The sequence below is a fragment of the Streptomyces prasinopilosus genome, assembly GCF_001419695.1.
Classification (GTDB): domain Bacteria; phylum Actinomycetota; class Actinomycetes; order Streptomycetales; family Streptomycetaceae; genus Streptomyces; species Streptomyces prasinopilosus.
On the sequence record NZ_LIRG01000167.1, the window covers coordinates 1 to 16,656 of the forward strand.

Annotated in this window: 14 protein-coding genes; all 14 read left to right on the forward strand. The window is 72.8% G+C overall.

Annotated features, from left to right (window positions below):
- Positions 1–485, forward strand: a 485-nt coding sequence (gene pyrR / locus AOK18_RS08480) for a bifunctional pyr operon transcriptional regulator/uracil phosphoribosyltransferase PyrR (protein WP_055693901.1), incomplete at its 5' end; no start/stop codon positions are given.
- Positions 486–592: 107 nt separating this feature from the next.
- Positions 593–1,576, forward strand: a complete 984-nt coding sequence (locus AOK18_RS08485) for an aspartate carbamoyltransferase catalytic subunit (protein WP_055570809.1) — start codon at positions 593–595, stop codon at positions 1,574–1,576.
- 4 nt (positions 1,577–1,580) lie between these two features.
- Positions 1,581–2,867: a dihydroorotase gene (locus AOK18_RS08490; RefSeq protein ID WP_055570808.1), complete on the forward strand. Its 1,287-nt coding sequence runs from the start codon at positions 1,581–1,583 to the stop codon at positions 2,865–2,867.
- Complete coding sequence (locus AOK18_RS08495) at positions 2,864–3,481, forward strand: PH-like domain-containing protein (protein ID WP_055570807.1); 618 nt, start codon at positions 2,864–2,866, stop codon at positions 3,479–3,481. Before AOK18_RS08490 ends, AOK18_RS08495 begins: the two co-directional genes overlap by 4 nt.
- Positions 3,478–4,620: a glutamine-hydrolyzing carbamoyl-phosphate synthase small subunit gene (gene carA, locus AOK18_RS08500; RefSeq protein ID WP_055570806.1), complete on the forward strand. Its 1,143-nt coding sequence runs from the start codon at positions 3,478–3,480 to the stop codon at positions 4,618–4,620. The genes AOK18_RS08495 and carA overlap by 4 nt, the downstream gene beginning before the upstream one ends.
- The gene (carB, locus tag AOK18_RS08505) at positions 4,613–7,921 is read left to right on the forward strand and encodes a carbamoyl-phosphate synthase large subunit (RefSeq protein ID WP_055693902.1); all 3,309 of its coding nucleotides are present in this window, start codon (positions 4,613–4,615) and stop codon (positions 7,919–7,921) included. Before carA ends, carB begins: the two co-directional genes overlap by 8 nt.
- A 75-nt stretch (positions 7,922–7,996) precedes the next feature.
- A complete protein-coding gene (locus AOK18_RS08510; RefSeq protein WP_055693903.1) occupies positions 7,997–9,103 on the forward strand; it encodes a quinone-dependent dihydroorotate dehydrogenase in 1,107 nt (368 codons plus the stop codon).
- Complete coding sequence (pyrF, locus tag AOK18_RS08515) at positions 9,100–9,945, forward strand: orotidine-5'-phosphate decarboxylase (protein ID WP_055693904.1); 846 nt, start codon at positions 9,100–9,102, stop codon at positions 9,943–9,945. Before AOK18_RS08510 ends, pyrF begins: the two co-directional genes overlap by 4 nt.
- Positions 9,946–10,201: 256 nt before the next feature.
- Positions 10,202–10,525, forward strand: a complete 324-nt coding sequence (locus AOK18_RS08520; protein WP_003977346.1) for an integration host factor — start codon at positions 10,202–10,204, stop codon at positions 10,523–10,525.
- Positions 10,526–10,585: 60 nt separating this feature from the next.
- Positions 10,586–11,179 carry a guanylate kinase gene (gene gmk, locus AOK18_RS08525; RefSeq protein ID WP_055570802.1) on the forward strand — a complete coding sequence of 198 codons (594 nt, stop codon included), beginning with the start codon at positions 10,586–10,588 and terminating at the stop codon, positions 11,177–11,179.
- Positions 11,180–11,252: 73 nt separating this feature from the next.
- Positions 11,253–11,525 carry a DNA-directed RNA polymerase subunit omega gene (rpoZ, locus tag AOK18_RS08530; protein WP_055570801.1) on the forward strand — a complete coding sequence of 91 codons (273 nt, stop codon included), beginning with the start codon at positions 11,253–11,255 and terminating at the stop codon, positions 11,523–11,525.
- A 215-nt stretch (positions 11,526–11,740) separates the two neighbouring features.
- Complete coding sequence (gene coaBC / locus AOK18_RS08535) at positions 11,741–12,943, forward strand: bifunctional phosphopantothenoylcysteine decarboxylase/phosphopantothenate--cysteine ligase CoaBC (protein ID WP_055570800.1); 1,203 nt, start codon at positions 11,741–11,743, stop codon at positions 12,941–12,943.
- A 247-nt stretch (positions 12,944–13,190) separates the two neighbouring features.
- A complete protein-coding gene (gene metK, locus AOK18_RS08540) occupies positions 13,191–14,399 on the forward strand; it encodes a methionine adenosyltransferase (RefSeq protein ID WP_055570799.1) in 1,209 nt (402 codons plus the stop codon).
- 144 nt (positions 14,400–14,543) lie between these two features.
- Positions 14,544–16,656 (forward strand): primosomal protein N' (locus AOK18_RS08545; protein WP_055693905.1); only part of this gene is annotated, 2,113 nt, incomplete at its 3' end.

Here is a 16,656-nt window from a genome sequence, read left to right on the forward strand (position 1 = left end):
ACGAGATCGTCGAGCGCGCCAAGGGCGCCGACGACGTGGTGCTCCTCGGCATCCCCACCCGGGGCGTCTTCCTCGCCCAGCGGCTCGCCGCCAAGCTCGAGCAGGTCACCGAACGCAAGGTCCCGGTCGGCTCGCTCGACATCACCATGTACCGCGACGACCTGCGCATGCACCCGCCGCGCGCGCTGGCCCGCACCGAGATCCCCGGCGACGGCATCGACGGCCGGCTGGTCGTCCTCGTCGACGACGTGCTCTTCTCCGGGCGCACCATCCGCGCCGCCCTCGACGCGCTGAACGACATCGGGCGCCCGCGCGCGGTGCAGCTCGCCGTCCTCGTCGACCGCGGCCACCGCGAACTGCCCATCCGCGCCGACTACGTCGGCAAGAACCTCCCCACGTCGTTGCGGGAGACGGTCAAGGTCCTGCTCGCCGAGGAGGACGGTCGCGACACCGTGCTGCTCGGCGCCAAGCAGCCCGCCCCGTAGCGATCCGGGCGCCCGCCCGCGCATGCGCCGGCCCGGTGCCCCGTCACGCCCCGGGCTGCCCGGATTCTCCCGTTCTTCCGAATGAACTGCCTTACGGAGCCTGAAAGATGCAGCGTCATCTCATCTCGGCCGCCGACCTCACCCGCGACGACGCCGTCCTGATCCTCGACACCGCCGAGGAGATGGCCCGGGTCGCCGACCGGCCGATCAAGAAACTGCCGACCCTGCGCGGCCGGACCGTCGTCAACCTCTTCTTCGAGGACTCCACCCGGACCCGGATCTCCTTCGAGGCCGCGGAGAAGCGGCTGTCCGCGGACGTCATCAACTTCACCGCCAAGGGGTCCAGCGTCTCCAAGGGCGAGTCCCTCAAGGACACCGCCCAGACCCTGGAGGCCATGGGCGTCGACGCCGTCGTCATCCGGCACGGCGCCTCCGGGGCCCCGTACCGGCTGGCCACCTCCGGCTGGATCGACGCGCACGTCATCAACGCCGGCGACGGCACCCACCAGCACCCCACCCAGGCCCTGCTCGACGCCTTCACCATGCGGCGCCGGCTCGTCGGCCGGGACGCCGGGCTCGGCCAGGACCTCTCCGGCCGGCACATCACCCTGGTCGGCGACGTCCTGCACAGCCGGGTCGCCCGCTCCAACGTCGACCTGCTGCACACCCTCGGCGCCGAGGTCACCCTCGTCGCCCCGCCGACGCTGCTGCCGGTCGGCGTCGAGGCCTGGCCCTGCGAGGTCTCCTACGACCTCGACCGCACCCTGCCCAAGTCCGACGCCGTGATGATGCTGCGCGTGCAGCGCGAGCGCATGAAGGCCGCGTTCTTCCCGACCGAGCGCGAGTACTCACGGCGCTACGGCCTCGACGGCGAACGCATGCGGCGGATGCCCGACCACGCGATCGTGATGCACCCCGGCCCCATGGTCCGCGGCATGGAGATCACCGCCGAGGTGGCCGACTCCGAGCGCTGCACCGTCGTCGAACAGGTCACCAACGGGGTCTCCATCCGGATGGCCGTCCTGTACCTGCTGCTCGGGGGCAACGAACCCGCCCTCACCCACGCCGCCCGCACCACCGAGGAGAAGTGACCCGATGAGCAAGACCCTGATCCGCGGTGCGAAGGTGCTCGGCGGCGACCCGCAGGACGTGCTGATCGACGGCGGGACCGTCGCGGCCGTCGGCACCGCACTGAGCGCCGGGGACGCGGAGGTCGTCGAGGCGGACGGCAAGGTGCTGCTGCCCGGCCTGGTCGACCTGCACACCCATCTGCGCGAGCCCGGCCGCGAGGACTCCGAGACCGTGCTGACCGGCACCCGCGCGGCGGCGAGCGGCGGCTACACCGCCGTGTTCGCCATGGCCAACACCTTCCCCGTCGCCGACACCGCCGGCGTCGTCGAGCAGGTCTGGCGGCTCGGCAAGGAGCACGGCTACTGCGACGTACGGCCCGTCGGCGCCGTCACCGTCGGCCTGGAGGGCAACACGCTCGCCGAGCTGGGCGCCATGCACGAGTCCGCGGCCGGCGTCACCGTCTTCTCCGACGACGGCAAGTGCGTCCACGACGCCGTGATCATGCGGCGCGCCCTGGAGTACGTGAAGGCCTTCGGCGGCGTCGTCGCCCAGCACGCGCAGGAGCCCCGGCTGACCGAGGGCGCCCAGATGAACGAGGGCGTCGTCTCCGCCGAGCTGGGCCTGGGCGGCTGGCCCGCCGTCGCCGAGGAGTCGATCATCGCCCGGGACGTGCTGCTCGCCGAGCACGTCGGCTCCCGCGTCCACATCTGCCACCTGTCGACCGCGGGCAGCGTCGAGATCGTCCGCTGGGCCAAGTCCCGCGGCATCGACGTCACCGCCGAGGTCACCCCGCACCACCTCCTGCTCACCGACGAGCTGGTCCGGTCGTACAACCCGGTCTACAAGGTCAACCCGCCGCTGCGCACCGAGCGGGACGTCCTGGCGCTGCGCGAGGCGCTCGCCGACGGCACCATCGACATCGTCGCCACCGACCACGCCCCGCACCCGCACGAGGACAAGGACTGCGAGTGGGCCGCCGCGGCCATGGGCATGGTCGGCCTGGAGACCGCGCTGTCCGTGGTCCAGGAGACCATGGTGGACACGGGCCTGCTGGACTGGGCCGGGGTCGCCGACCGGATGTCCTTCACGCCCGCGCGCATCGGACGGGCCGAGGGCCACGGCCGCCCCGTCTCGGCGGGTGAACCGGCCAACCTCACACTCGTCGACACGGCATACCGTGGTCCCGTGGACCCCGCGGGCTTCGCCTCGCGCAGCCGCAACACCCCGTACGAGGGCCGCGAGCTGCCGGGCCGTGTCACGCACACCTGGCTGCGGGGCACGGCCACGCTCATCGACGGGAAGCTCACGTGACACCTGTAATCCTGCTGGCCGCCGAGAGGAAATCGGCGGAAGTGACCGACTGGGCCGCCCGGATCGGCTGGGTCGTCGGACTCGCCCTCTTCGTCGCCCTCGTCTACTGGCTGATGCGCGAGGGCTGGAAGTGGCGCGGCACCCTCCAGGGCGACCTGCCCGAACTGCCCACCCGCCCGTCTCCCACCACCCTCGACCGAGGCGGCGAGCCGCCGCTGCCTGGAACGCCACAGGCGCCGGGCCCGGCGAAACTGACGATGAGCGGCCGCTACCACGGCTCCACCACCGCCGGGCAGTGGCTGGACCGCATCGTGGCCCGCGGTCTGGGCACCCGCAGCCGGGCCGAGCTCACCCTGACGGACGCCGGACTGGACGTCGTGCGCCCCGGCGCGAACGACTTCTTCGTCCCCGCCGCCGCGCTGCGCGAGGCCCGGCTCGACAAGGGCATCGCCGGCAAGGTCCTCACCGAGGGCGGGCTGCTCGTCGTCACCTGGGCCCACGGGGACAGGCTGATCGACTCCGGCTTCCGCTCCGACCACGCGGCCGAGCACACCACCTGGGTCGAGACCCTGAACGACATGATCAACAAGACGGAAACGGAAGGCGCACGATGACGACCTCCACCAGGGGAGCCGCCAGGACTCCCGCCGTACTCGTCCTGGAGGACGGCCGGATCTTCCGCGGCCGCGCCTACGGGGCAGTGGGGGAGACCTTCGGCGAAGCCGTGTTCTCCACCGGCATGACCGGCTACCAGGAGACCCTCACCGACCCGTCCTACCACCGGCAGGTCGTGGTCATGACCGCCCCGCACGTCGGCAACACCGGCGTCAACGACGACGACCCCGAGTCCCGGCGGATCTGGGTCGCCGGCTACGTCGTGCGCGACCCCGCGCGCGTGCCGTCCAACTGGCGCTCCCGCCGCCCCCTCGACGAGGAACTCGCCGCCCAGGGCGTCGTCGGCATCAGCGGCATCGACACCCGCGCCCTCACCCGCCACCTGCGCGAGCGGGGCGCCATGCGCGTCGGCATCTTCAGCGGCGCCACCGTGCCGGACGACGCCGCCCTGCTGGCCCGCGTCCGGGAGGTCCCCCCGATGCAGGGCGCCGACCTCGCCGCCGAGGTCGCCACCACCGAGCCCTACGTCGTGCCCGCCGCCGGCGAGAAGAGGTTCACCGTCGCCGCCGTCGACCTCGGCATCAAGGGCATGACCGCGCAGCGCATGGCCCAGCGCGGCATCGAGGTGCACGTGCTGCCCGCGAACGCCACCGTGGACGACGTCTACGCCGTCGAGCCCGACGGCGTGTTCTTCTCCAACGGGCCCGGCGACCCCGCCACCGCCGACCACCCCGTCTCCGTGATGCGGGCCGTCCTGGAACGCGGCACCCCGCTGTTCGGCATCTGCTTCGGCAACCAGATCCTCGGCCGCGCCCTCGGCTTCGGCACCTACAAGCTCAAGTACGGCCACCGCGGCATCAACCAGCCGGTCCAGGACCGCACCACCGGCAAGGTCGAGGTCACCTCGCACAACCACGGCTTCGCCGTCGACGCCCCCCTCGACCAGGTCTCCGACACCCCGTTCGGCCGCGCCGAGGTGTCCCACGTCTGCCTCAACGACAACGTGGTGGAAGGACTCCGGCTGCTCGACAAGCCGGCCTTCAGCGTGCAGTACCACCCGGAAGCCGCGGCGGGCCCGCACGACGCCGCCTACCTGTTCGACCGCTTCGTCTCCCTGATGGAGGGCCAGCGTGCCTAAGCGCACCGATATCCAGTCCGTCCTGGTCATCGGCTCCGGCCCGATCGTCATCGGCCAGGCCGCCGAGTTCGACTACTCCGGCACCCAGGCGTGCAGGGTCCTGAAGACCGAGGGCCTGCGGGTGATCCTGGTCAACTCCAACCCGGCGACGATCATGACCGACCCGGAGATCGCCGACGCCACCTACGTCGAGCCCATCACCCCCGAGTTCGTCGAGAAGATCATCGCCAAGGAGCGGCCGGACGCCCTGCTGCCCACCCTGGGCGGCCAGACGGCCCTCAACACCGCGATCTCCCTGCACGACAACGGCGTCCTGGAGAAGTACGGCGTCGAGCTGATCGGCGCCAACGTCGAGGCCATCAACAAGGGCGAGGACCGCGACCTCTTCAAGGACGTCGTGGAAGAGGTCCGCAGGAAGATTGGGCACGGCGAGTCCGCCCGCTCGGTCATCTGCCACACCATGGACGAGGTGCTCGCCGGCGTCGACGAGCTCGGCGGCTACCCGGTCGTGGTCCGCCCCTCCTTCACCATGGGCGGCGCCGGCTCCGGCTTCGCCCACGACGAGGACGAGCTGCGCCGCATCGCCGGACAGGGCCTGACCCTCTCGCCGACCACCGAGGTGCTCCTGGAGGAGTCGATCCTCGGCTGGAAGGAGTACGAGCTGGAGCTGATGCGCGACAAGAACGACAACGTCGTGGTCGTCTGCTCCATCGAGAACTTCGACCCCATGGGCGTGCACACCGGCGACTCCATCACCGTCGCGCCCGCGATGACGCTGACCGACCGCGAGTACCAGACCCTGCGCGACATCGGCATCGCCGTCATCCGCGAGGTCGGGGTCGACACCGGCGGCTGCAACATCCAGTTCGCGGTGAACCCCGAGGACGGGCGCGTCATCGTCATCGAGATGAACCCGCGCGTCTCCCGCTCCTCGGCCCTGGCCTCCAAGGCGACCGGTTTCCCCATCGCCAAGATCGCCGCCAAGCTCGCCGTCGGCTACACCCTCGACGAGATCCCCAACGACATCACGCGGGTGACCCCGGCCTCCTTCGAGCCCACCCTCGACTACGTGGTCGTCAAGGCCCCGCGGTTCGCCTTCGAGAAGTTCCCGAGCGCCGACTCCACCCTCACCACCACCATGAAGTCGGTCGGCGAGGCCATGGCCATCGGCCGCAACTTCACCGAGGCGTTCCAGAAGGCGCTGCGCTCGCTGGAGAAGAAGGGCAGCCACTTCACCTTCGTCGGCGACCCCGGCGACAAGGCCGAGATGCTGCGCGAAGCCGTCCGCCCGACCGACGGCCGCATCAACGCCGTCATGCAGGCCATCCGCGCGGGCGCCACGCCCGAGGAGGTCTTCGCCCACACGAAGATCGACCCCTGGTTCGTCGACCAGCTCTTCCTCCTCAAGGAGATCGCCGACGACCTGGCCGCCGCGCCCGAGCTGACCGCGGACCTGCTCGCCGAGGCCAAGCGGCACGGCTTCTCCGACCAGCAGATCGCCGAGATCCGCGGCCTGCGCGAGGACGTCGTCCGCGAGGTCCGGCACGCCCTCGGCATCCGCCCGGTCTACAAGACCGTCGACACCTGCGCCGCCGAGTTCGCCGCGACGACGCCGTACTTCTACTCCTCCTACGACGAGGAGAGCGAGGTCGCCCCGCGCGAGAAGCCCGCGGTGATCATCCTCGGCTCCGGCCCGAACCGCATCGGCCAGGGCATCGAGTTCGACTACTCCTGCGTCCACGCCTCCTTCGCGCTGAGCGACGCCGGGTACGAGACCGTGATGGTCAACTGCAACCCGGAGACCGTCTCCACCGACTACGACACCTCCGACCGGCTGTACTTCGAGCCGCTCACCCTGGAGGACGTCCTGGAGATCGTCCACGCCGAGCAGCAGGCCGGCCCGGTCGCGGGCGTGATCGTCCAGCTCGGCGGCCAGACCCCGCTGGGCCTCTCCCAGGCCCTCAAGGACAACGGCGTACCGGTCGTCGGCACGCCTCCCGAGGCGATCCACGCGGCCGAGGACCGGGGCGCCTTCGGCCGGGTCCTCAAGGAGGCCGGCCTGCCGGCCCCCAAGCACGGCACCGCCACCACCTTCACCGAGGCCAGGGCCATCGCCGACGAGATCGGCTACCCGGTCCTCGTCCGCCCGTCCTACGTGCTCGGCGGCCGCGGCATGGAGATCGTCTACGACGAGACCCGCCTCGCGTCCTACATCGCCGAGTCCACCGAGATCAGCCCCTCCCGGCCGGTGCTGGTCGACCGGTTCCTCGACGACGCCCTCGAGATCGACGTCGACGCCCTCTACGACGGCGAGGAGCTCTACCTCGGCGGCGTCATGGAGCACATCGAGGAGGCCGGCATCCACTCCGGCGACTCGGCGTGCGCCCTGCCCCCGATCACCCTGGGCGGCCACGACATCAAGCGGCTGCGCGCCTCCACGGAGGCCATCGCGCGCGGCGTCGGGGTGCGCGGCCTGATCAACATCCAGTTCGCGCTCTCCGGCGACATCCTCTACGTCCTGGAGGCCAACCCGCGCGCCTCGCGCACCGTCCCCTTCACCTCGAAGGCGACCGCGGTGCCGCTGGCCAAGGCGGCCGCCCGGATCTCGCTCGGCGCGACCGTCGCCGAGCTCCGCGCCGAGGGCCTGCTCCCGGCCCGGGGCGACGGCGGCGACCTCCCGCTCGACGCGCCGATCTCCGTCAAGGAGGCCGTGCTGCCCTGGTCGCGCTTCCGCGACATCCACGGCCGCGGCGTCGACACGGTCCTCGGCCCGGAGATGCGCTCCACCGGCGAGGTCATGGGCATCGACTCCGCCTTCGGCACCGCGTACGCCAAGTCGCAGGCCGGCGCCTACGGGCCGCTGCCCACCAAGGGCCGCGCCTTCATCTCGGTCGCCAACCGCGACAAGCGCTCGATGATCTTCCCCGCGCGCGAACTCGTCGCCCACGGCTTCGACCTGCTCGCCACCTCCGGCACCGCCGAGGTCCTCAAGCGCAACGGCATCAACGCCACCGTCGTGCGCAAGCAGTCCGAGGGCACCGGCCCGAACGGCGAGAAGACCATCGTCCAGCTGATCCACGACGGCGAGGTCGACCTCATCGTCAACACCCCGTACGGCACCGGCGGACGCCTCGACGGCTACGACATCCGCACGGCCGCCGTGGCGCGGTCCGTGCCGTGCCTGACGACGGTCCAGGCGCTCGCCGCCGCGGTCCAGGGCATCGACGCCCTCAACCGCGGCGAGGTCGGCGTCCGCTCGCTCCAGGAACACGCACAGCACCTGACAGCGGCCCGCGACTGACGGCCCCGAGGGGGACACCGGAAACGGTGTCCCCCTCTTCATGAGGCCCTCCAGGCCCTTCACGAGGACACAGGCATGTACAAGTACTTCTTCCATCTGGTGTTCCGGCGGATGGATCCGGAGCGGGCCCACCACCTCGCCTTCCGCTGGATCCGTCTCGTCGCGCGCGTCCCCGGCCTGCGCACCTTCGTCGCCGCCGCGCTCGCGCCCCGCCACCGGGAACTGCGCACCGAGGCCCTCGGCCTGCGCCTGCACAGCCCCTTCGGGCTCGCCGCCGGCTTCGACAAGAACGCCGTGGGCATCGACGGCATGGCGATGCTCGGCTTCGACCACGTCGAGATCGGCACCGTGACCGGCGAGCCGCAGCCCGGCAACCCGAAGAAGCGGTTGTTCCGGCTGGTGGCGGACCGCGCACTGATCAACCGCATGGGCTTCAACAACGAGGGCTCGCTGGCCGTCGCCGCCCGCCTGGCCTCCCGCACGCCCGTCTTCCGGACGGTCGTCGGCGTCAACATCGGCAAGACCAAGGCCGTGCCCGAGGCCGAGGCCGTCGGCGACTACGTGAAGTCCGCCGAGCGGCTGGCGCCGTACGCCGACTACCTGGTGGTCAACGTCTCCTCGCCGAACACCCCCGGCCTGCGCGACCTCCAGGCCGTCGACCACCTGCGCCCGCTGCTCACCGCCGTCCGCGGGGCCGCCGACCGCGCCGCCCCCGCCCGCCGGGTGCCGCTGCTGGTGAAGATCGCCCCGGACCTCGCCGACGAGGACGTCGACGCGGTCGCCGACCTGGCCGTGGAGCTCGGTCTGGACGGGATCATCGCCACGAACACCACCGTCGCGCGCGCGGGACTCGGCCTGCGGTCCGGCCCCGCAGCCGTCCAGGAGGCCGGCGGCCTGTCCGGCGCGCCCCTGAAGGCACGCTCCCTCCAGGTGCTGCGCCGCCTGTACGCCCGGGTGGGCGACCGGATCACCCTGGTCGGTGTCGGCGGCATCGAGAACGCCGAGGACGCCTGGCAGCGCATCCTGGCCGGCGCCACGCTGGTCCAGGGCTACAGCGCGTTCGTCTACGAGGGCCCCTTCTGGGCCCGCACCCTGCACAAGGGGCTCGCCGCGCGCCTGCGCACCAGCCCGTACGCCACGCTCGCCGACGCGGTGGGCGCCGACGTGAGGACCACGGCATGAACGGACCGGAACCCTTCGGCGCGCGCCTGCGCCGGGCCATGGACACGCGCGGCCCGCTGTGCATCGGCATCGACCCGCACGCCGCCCTGCTCGCCGAGTGGGGCCTGAACGACGACGTGGCCGGCCTGGAGCGGTTCAGCCGCACGGTCGTCGAGGCGGTCGCGGACCGGGTCGCCGTGCTCAAACCGCAGAGCGCGTTCTTCGAACGCTTCGGCTCGCGGGGCGTCGCGGTGCTGGAGGCGTCGGTCGCCGAGGCGCGGGCGGCCGGCGCGCTGGTCGTCATGGACGCCAAGCGCGGTGACATCGGCTCCACCATGGCCGCCTACGCCGAATCCTTCCTGCACCCGGACTCCCCGCTGTTCTCGGACGCGCTGACCGTCTCCCCGTACCTCGGCTACGGGTCGCTGAGCCCGGCGGTGGCCCTGGCCCGCGAGAGCGGCACGGGGCTGTTCGTCCTGGCCCTGACCTCCAACCCGGAGGGCGGCGAGGTGCAGCACGCGGTGCGGGCCGACGGGCGCAGCGTGGGCGCCACCATGCTCGGCCATCTGGCCGCCGAGAACGCGGGCCAGATGCCCCTGGGGTCCTTCGGCGCGGTCGTCGGCGCGACGCTGGGCGACCTGTCGTCGTACGATCTCGACATCAACGGTCCACTGCTCGCGCCCGGGATCGGGGCCCAGGGAGCCACAGCGGCGGACCTCCCGGCGGTCTTCGGCCCGGCGGTGCGCAACGTCGTGCCGAACGTCAGCCGGGGAGTGTTGCGTCACGGTGCCGACGTGGTCGCGCTGCGTGACGCCGCGGAGCGATTCGCGGAGGAGATCAGGACGGCCGTGGCGGCGGTCTGAGCCTCTGACGGGGCGAGCAGGAGCGCGCCGGGACGTCATCCGACAAAAAAACCCGGCCGCTATGCCCTTAAATGTCCGCCATCATCGATCCTGACCTGGACTTTTCCGCTGTTCTCGCTGACTCAGACGGAGTTGGCCGCTAGTCTCCGACGGAGAGTGAACGGGCAAGCGTGTTGCTCGTGGCTCCCCTGGTGTGGGGCGACTAGGTTCCTCACCGGTCCGTATCCGACAGTTCGACATCCGAGGTGACGTAGGCGTGGCTCTTCCGCCCCTTACCCCTGAACAGCGCGCAGCCGCGCTCGAAAAGGCCGCCGCGGCTCGCCGGGAGCGGGCCGAGGTCAAGAATCGACTCAAGCACTCCGGCGCCTCCCTGCACGAGGTCATCAAGCAGGGCCAGGAGAACGACGTCATCGGCAAGATGAAGGTCTCCGCCCTGCTCGAGTCCCTGCCGGGCGTGGGCAAGGTCCGCGCCAAGCAGATCATGGAGCGACTGGGGATCTCCGAGAGCCGCCGCGTGCGGGGTCTCGGCTCGAACCAGATCGCCTCCCTGGAGCGTGAGTTCGGCAGCACCGGCTCCTGAGTCCCGGGCGGTCCGGGACCGGCGTCCCGGGCGCACCGGGATTGCTGGAATAATCGCCGCATGGCTGCAACACCCCGGGGGACGTCCCCCGTACCCCCGGACGCACGTCCGCGGCTGACCGTGCTCTCCGGCCCCTCCGGGGTCGGCAAGAGCACGGTCGTCGCGCACATGCGCAAGGCACACCCCGAGGTCTGGCTCTCGGTGTCGGCGACGACCCGCACGCCGCGTCCCGGTGAGCGGGACGGGGTCCACTACTTCTTCGTCACCGACGACGAGATGGACAAGCTGATCGCCAACGGCGAACTGCTCGAGTGGGCCGAGTTCGCCGGCAACCGCTACGGCACGCCGCGCGCGGCGGTGCTCGAGCACCTGGAGTCGGGCCTGCCGGTCCTCCTGGAGATCGACCTCCAGGGCGCCCGCCAGGTCCGCGCGTCCATGACCGAGGCCCAGCTGGTCTTCCTCGCCCCTCCCTCCTGGGACGAGCTGGTGCGCCGGCTCACCGGCCGGGGCACCGAGTCGCCCGAGGTGGTCGAGCGCCGGCTGGAGGCCGCGAAGACCGAACTGGCGGCCGAGCCGGAGTTCGACACCACCCTGGTCAACACCTCCGTCGAGGACGTGGCCCGCGAGCTGCTAGCCTTGATGAACGTCGTGTGATCGTCAGCGTTTCCCCAGCGGTCATTCAGCGATCATGCAGACCGGTTCTTTCCCATCCATCGGAAGGTAGAGCGTGTCCTCTTCCATCTCCACGCCCGAGGGCATCATCAACCCGCCGATCGACGAGCTCCTCGAGGCCACGGACTCGAAGTACAGCCTCGTGATCTACGCGGCCAAGCGGGCTCGCCAGATCAACGCGTACTACTCGCAGCTCGGCGAGGGCCTCCTCGAGTACGTCGGCCCCCTCGTCGACACCCACGTCCACGAGAAGCCGCTCTCGATCGCCCTGCGCGAGATCAACGCGGGACTGCTGACCTCCGAGGCCATCGAAGGCCCCGTTCAGTAAGTCGCGGTCCGGTGCGTCGCGGTTCGACGAGCCGCACGGCACCGAAAGCCGTACCGGCGATTTTCGGCCGACTTCACCCCAGGCCCGGCAGCACGTCTGCCGGGCCTGTGGTGTGGTCGGGGCGCGGGACCGTTCCCGCGAGGGTGCGAGCATGAGGGGTGCGCGGCCGTCCCCGGCGCGCACGGGCCGGTGTTCCGGGAAGAGACGGGAGAGACGTGGACAAGCCGAAGGTCGTTCTGGGCGTCAGCGGCGGCATCGCCGCGTACAAGGCCTGCGAGCTGCTCAGGCGGCTGACGGAGTCGGGGCACGACGTCCGCGTCGTCCCCACCGCCTCCGCACTGCACTTCGTCGGCGCCGCCACCTGGTCGGCGCTCTCCGGCCACCCGGTCTCGACCGAGGTGTGGGACGACGTCCACGAGGTGCCGCACGTCCGCATCGGGCAGCAGGCCGACCTGGTCGTGGTCGCCCCGGCCACCGCGGACACGCTGGCGAAGGCGGCGCACGGCCTGGCCGGCGACCTCCTCACCAACACCCTGCTCACCGCCCGCTGCCCCGTGGTCTTCGCCCCCGCCATGCACACCGAGATGTGGGAGCACCCGGCCACCCGGGAGAACGTGGCGACCCTGCGCCGGCGCGGTGCCGTCGTCGTCGAACCGGCGGTGGGCCGGCTCACCGGCGCCGACACCGGCAAGGGCCGGCTGCCCGACCCGGGGGAGATCTTCGAGGTCTGCCGCCGGGTCCTGGCCCGGGGCGTCACCGAGCCCGACCTCAGGGGCCGGCACGTCGTGATCAGCGCCGGCGGCACCCGGGAGCCCCTCGACCCCGTCCGCTTCCTGGGCAACCGCTCCTCCGGCAAACAGGGCTACGCCCTCGCCCGGACCGCCGCCGCGCGGGGCGCGCGGGTCACCCTGATCGCCGCCAACACCACGCTGCCCGACCCGGCGGGGGTGGACGTCGTCCCCGTCGGGACCGCCGTCCAGCTGCGCGAGGAGGTGCTCCGGGCGGCCGCCGACGCCGACGCGGTGGTCATGGCCGCCGCGGTCGCCGACTTCCGCCCCGCCGCGTACGCCGCCGGGAAGATCAAGAAGCAGGACGGCCGGGAACCCGAGCCCGTCGCCCTGGTGCGCAACCCCGACGTCCTCGCCGAGGTCTCCGCCGTCCGGTCCCGCCCCGGACAGGTGGTCGTCGGGTTCGCCGCGGAGACGGACGACGTGCTCGCCAACGGGCGCGCCAAGCTGAAGCGCAAGGGCTGCGATCTGCTCGTGGTCAACGAGGTCGGCGAGCGCAAGACGTTCGGCTCCGAGGAGAACGAGGCCGTGGTGCTCGGTGCCGACGGCAGCGAGACGCCGGTGGCGCACGGCCCCAAGGAAGCCCTGGCCGACACGGTCTGGGACCTGGTGGCCGCGCGTCTGGACTGAACGATCCGCGGCGGGATCCGGACCCTCCGGGGCCCTCGGACCCCGCCGTCAGGGCGTGGCGCCTCTGGCCAACACGCCCCCGCATGGGCAGAATGCCCGTGCCGCTGGTCGCGGGGGTTCCCGAGAGGCGAGACGGGGGGACCCGTGACCAGGCACGACCGATAAACTGTTCCACGGACGGTGTGCGGTGCAGCCCCTGCCGTCCGCCAATGATCAGCCAGCAGCCGCTGCAACCACAGGGAGCGTTGTGTCCCGTCGTCTGTTCACCTCGGAGTCCGTGACCGAGGGTCACCCCGACAAGATCGCTGACCAGATCAGCGACACCATCCTCGACGCGCTGCTCCGCGAGGACCCCCATTCCCGCGTCGCCGTCGAGACCCTCATCACCACCGGCCTGGTGCACGTGGCCGGCGAGGTCACGACCAAGGCCTACGCGCCGATCCCCCAGCTGGTGCGCGACAAGATCCTGGAGATCGGCTACGACTCCTCGAAGAAGGGCTTCGACGGCGCCTCCTGCGGCGTTTCGGTGTCCATCGGCTCCCAGTCCCCGGACATCGCCCAGGGCGTCGACACCGCGTACGAGTCCCGGGTCGAGGGCGACGAGGACGAGCTGGACCGGCAGGGCGCGGGCGACCAGGGCCTGATGTTCGGCTACGCGACGGACGAGACGCCGACGCTGATGCCGCTGCCGGTCTTCCTGGCGCACCGCCTGTCCAAGCGCCTGTCCGACGTGCGCAAGAACGGCACCATCCCCTACCTGCGCCCGGACGGCAAGACCCAGGTCACCATCGAGTACGACGGCGACAAGGCCGTCCGCCTGGACACCGTCGTGGTCTCCTCGCAGCACGCCTCCGACATCGACCTGGAGTCGCTGCTCGCCCCCGACATCCGCGAGTTCGTCGTGGAGCCGGAGCTGAAGGCCCTGCTGGACGAGGGCATCAAGCTCGACACCGAGAACTACCGCCTGCTGGTCAACCCCACCGGCCGGTTCGAGATCGGCGGCCCGATGGGCGACGCCGGCCTGACCGGCCGCAAGATCATCATCGACACGTACGGCGGCATGGCCCGGCACGGCGGCGGCGCGTTCTCCGGCAAGGACCCGTCCAAGGTGGACCGCTCCGCCGCCTACGCGATGCGCTGGGTCGCCAAGAACGTCGTCGCGGCCGGCCTGGCCGCCCGCTGCGAGGTCCAGGTGGCGTACGCGATCGGCAAGGCGGAGCCGGTCGGCCTGTTCGTGGAGACCTTCGGCACCGCCAAGGTCGACGCCGAGCGGATCGAGCGGGCGATCGAGGACGTGTTCGACCTCCGTCCGGCCGCCATCATCCGCGACCTGGACCTGCTGCGCCCGATCTACGCCCAGACCGCCGCCTACGGCCACTTCGGCCGTGAGCTGCCCGACTTCACCTGGGAGCGCACCGACCGCGTGGACGCGCTGCGCGAGGCCGCGGGCCTGTAGTCCGCGCTCCGGCGTCCCCGCCGAGGCCCGGCGTCCCTCCGGGGGCGCCGGGCCTCGGCGTGCGCACGCCCCCGGACGTGCGGTGGGGTGCGGGCGGCGGCCGCTGCCGGCCGGGTGTCAGTCGTGTTTGGTAGGAATGCAGGCGTGAGCAGCGAGAACGGTGGGACCGGACGGGTGGACGGCGGTGTGCGGGGCGCGCCGCCCGAACAGCTCGCGCTCATCCGGGAGACCGTGCGCAAGGCCGACACGCCCCGGGCCAGGCCGCGGACCTGGCGGGGTGCCGCACTCGCCGGGCACCTGCCGGTCGCGCGCGTCCTCGTCGACAAGGGCGTCCTGCACCTCGACCGGTACTTCGACTACGCCGTGCCCGAGGAGCTGGACGCCGACGCGCAGCCGGGCGTCCGGGTGCGGGTGCGGTTCGGGGCCGGCCGGCACCGGGTGCGCGAGGGGCGCCGCGAGGGCGGCGGGCTCATCGACGGGTTCCTGATCGAGCGGCTCGCCGAGTCCGACTACCCGGGGCCGCTGGCCGCCCTCGCCCAGGTGGTCTCGCCCGAGCCGGTCCTGAGCGAAGAACTGCTGGGGCTGGCCCGGGCGGTCGCCGACCGGTACGCGGGCAGCCTCGCCGACGTGCTCCAGCTCGCCGTACCGCCGCGCAGCGCGCGCGCCGAGCGGCGGCCCTCGCCCGCCCCGGCGCCGCCGCCGCCGGCACCGGAACCGGGCTCCTGGGACCGGTACGAGCAGGGGCCCGCCTTCCTGCGGTCGCTGGCCGCCGGCGGCGCTCCGCGCGCCGTGTGGAACGCGCTGCCCGGGCCGCTCTGGAGCGAGGAGCTGGCCCGCGCGGTCGCGGCGACGCTGGCCTCCGGCCGCGGCGCCCTCGTCGTCCTCCCGGACGGCCGGGCCGTCGCCCGCGTCGACGCCGCGCTCACCGGGCTCCTGGGGGAGGGGCGGCACGCGGTGCTGACCGCCGACGCCGGGCCCGAGAAGCGGTACGCGCAGTGGCTCGCCGTGCGCCGCGGCTCCGTGCGCGCCGTGATCGGCACCAGGGCGGCCATGTTCGCGCCCGTCCAGGACCTCGGCCTGGTCGCGCTCTGGGACGACGGCGACGGCAGCCACGGCGAGCAGCACGCCCCGCAGCCGCACGCGCGTGAGGTGCTGCTGCTGCGGGCGGCGCAGGACAGGTGCGGTTTCCTGCTGGGCGGCTGGAGCTGCACGGTGGAGGCCGCCCAGCTGGTGGAGACCGGCTGGGCCGGGCCCCTGGTCGCCGGAAGGGACCGGGTACGGGCCGCCGCCCCGCTGGTGCGGACGGTGGGGGACGGGGACCTCGCACGCGACGAGGCCGCCCGCGCCGCCCGGCTGCCGTCGCTCGCCTGGCAGGCCGTCAGGGAGGGGCTGCGCCGCGGGCCGGTGCTCGTGCAGGTGCCCCGGCGCGGCTACGTCCCGCGGATGGCGTGCGCGGGCTGCCGCACCCCGGCGCGGTGCCGGCACTGCTCGGGGCCGATGGAGGCACCCGGCGCCGACGACCTGCGGTGCGGCTGGTGCGGGCGGCGCGAGGAGGGCGGCTGGCACTGCCCGGAGTGCGGCGGGTTCCGGCTGCGGGCCCAGGTGGTGGGGGCGCGCCGGACCGCCGAGGAGCTGGGCCGGGCCTTCCCCGCGGTACCGGTGCGCACCTCCGGCCGCGAGCACGTGCTGGACACGGTGCCGGCCGCGCCCGCACTGGTGGTGAGCACGCCGGGGGCCGAGCCGGTAGCCGAGGGCGGGTACGCGGCGGCGCTGCTGCTGGACGGCTGGGCGATGCTGGGCCGGCCCGATCTGCGGGCCGGGGAGGACGCGCTGCGGCGCTGGATCGGAGCGGCGGCGCTGGTGCGTCCGCAGGCGGAGGGCGGCACGGTCGTGGTGGTCGCCGAGCCGACCCTGCGGCCCGTGCAGGCGCTGGTGCGGTGGGACCCCGTCGGGCACGCGGTGCGGGAACTGGGGGAGCGGGCCGAGCTGGGCTTCCCCCCGGTGTCGAGGATGGCGGCGGTCTCCGGGCCGGGGGAGGCGGTGGCCGGGTTCCTCCGCGCGGCCGACCTCCCCGGGGAGGCGGAGGTGCTGGGGCCCGTCCCGCTGCCCGTCACTCCCGCGGGCCGCCCGCGGCGGCCCGGCGGCCCGCCGCCCGGGGACCAGTGGGAGCGGGCCCTGATCCGGGTGCCCCCGGGCAGGGGGGCCGCGCTGACCGCCGCCCTGAAGTCCGCGCAGGCGGCCCGCACGGCCCGCGCCG

Coding starts and splice junctions, on each gene's coding strand:
- AOK18_RS08510 (WP_055693903.1), top strand. CDS start 7,997: ATGTACAAGTACTTCTTCCATCTGGTGTTCCGGCGGATGGATCCGGAG.
- carA (WP_055570806.1), top strand. CDS start 3,478: ATGACGACCTCCACCAGGGGAGCCGCCAGGACTCCCGCCGTACTCGTC.
- AOK18_RS08490 (WP_055570808.1), top strand. CDS start 1,581: ATGAGCAAGACCCTGATCCGCGGTGCGAAGGTGCTCGGCGGCGACCCG.
- pyrF (WP_055693904.1), top strand. CDS start 9,100: ATGAACGGACCGGAACCCTTCGGCGCGCGCCTGCGCCGGGCCATGGAC.
- gmk (WP_055570802.1), top strand. CDS start 10,586: ATGGCTGCAACACCCCGGGGGACGTCCCCCGTACCCCCGGACGCACGT.
- AOK18_RS08485 (WP_055570809.1), top strand. CDS start 593: ATGCAGCGTCATCTCATCTCGGCCGCCGACCTCACCCGCGACGACGCC.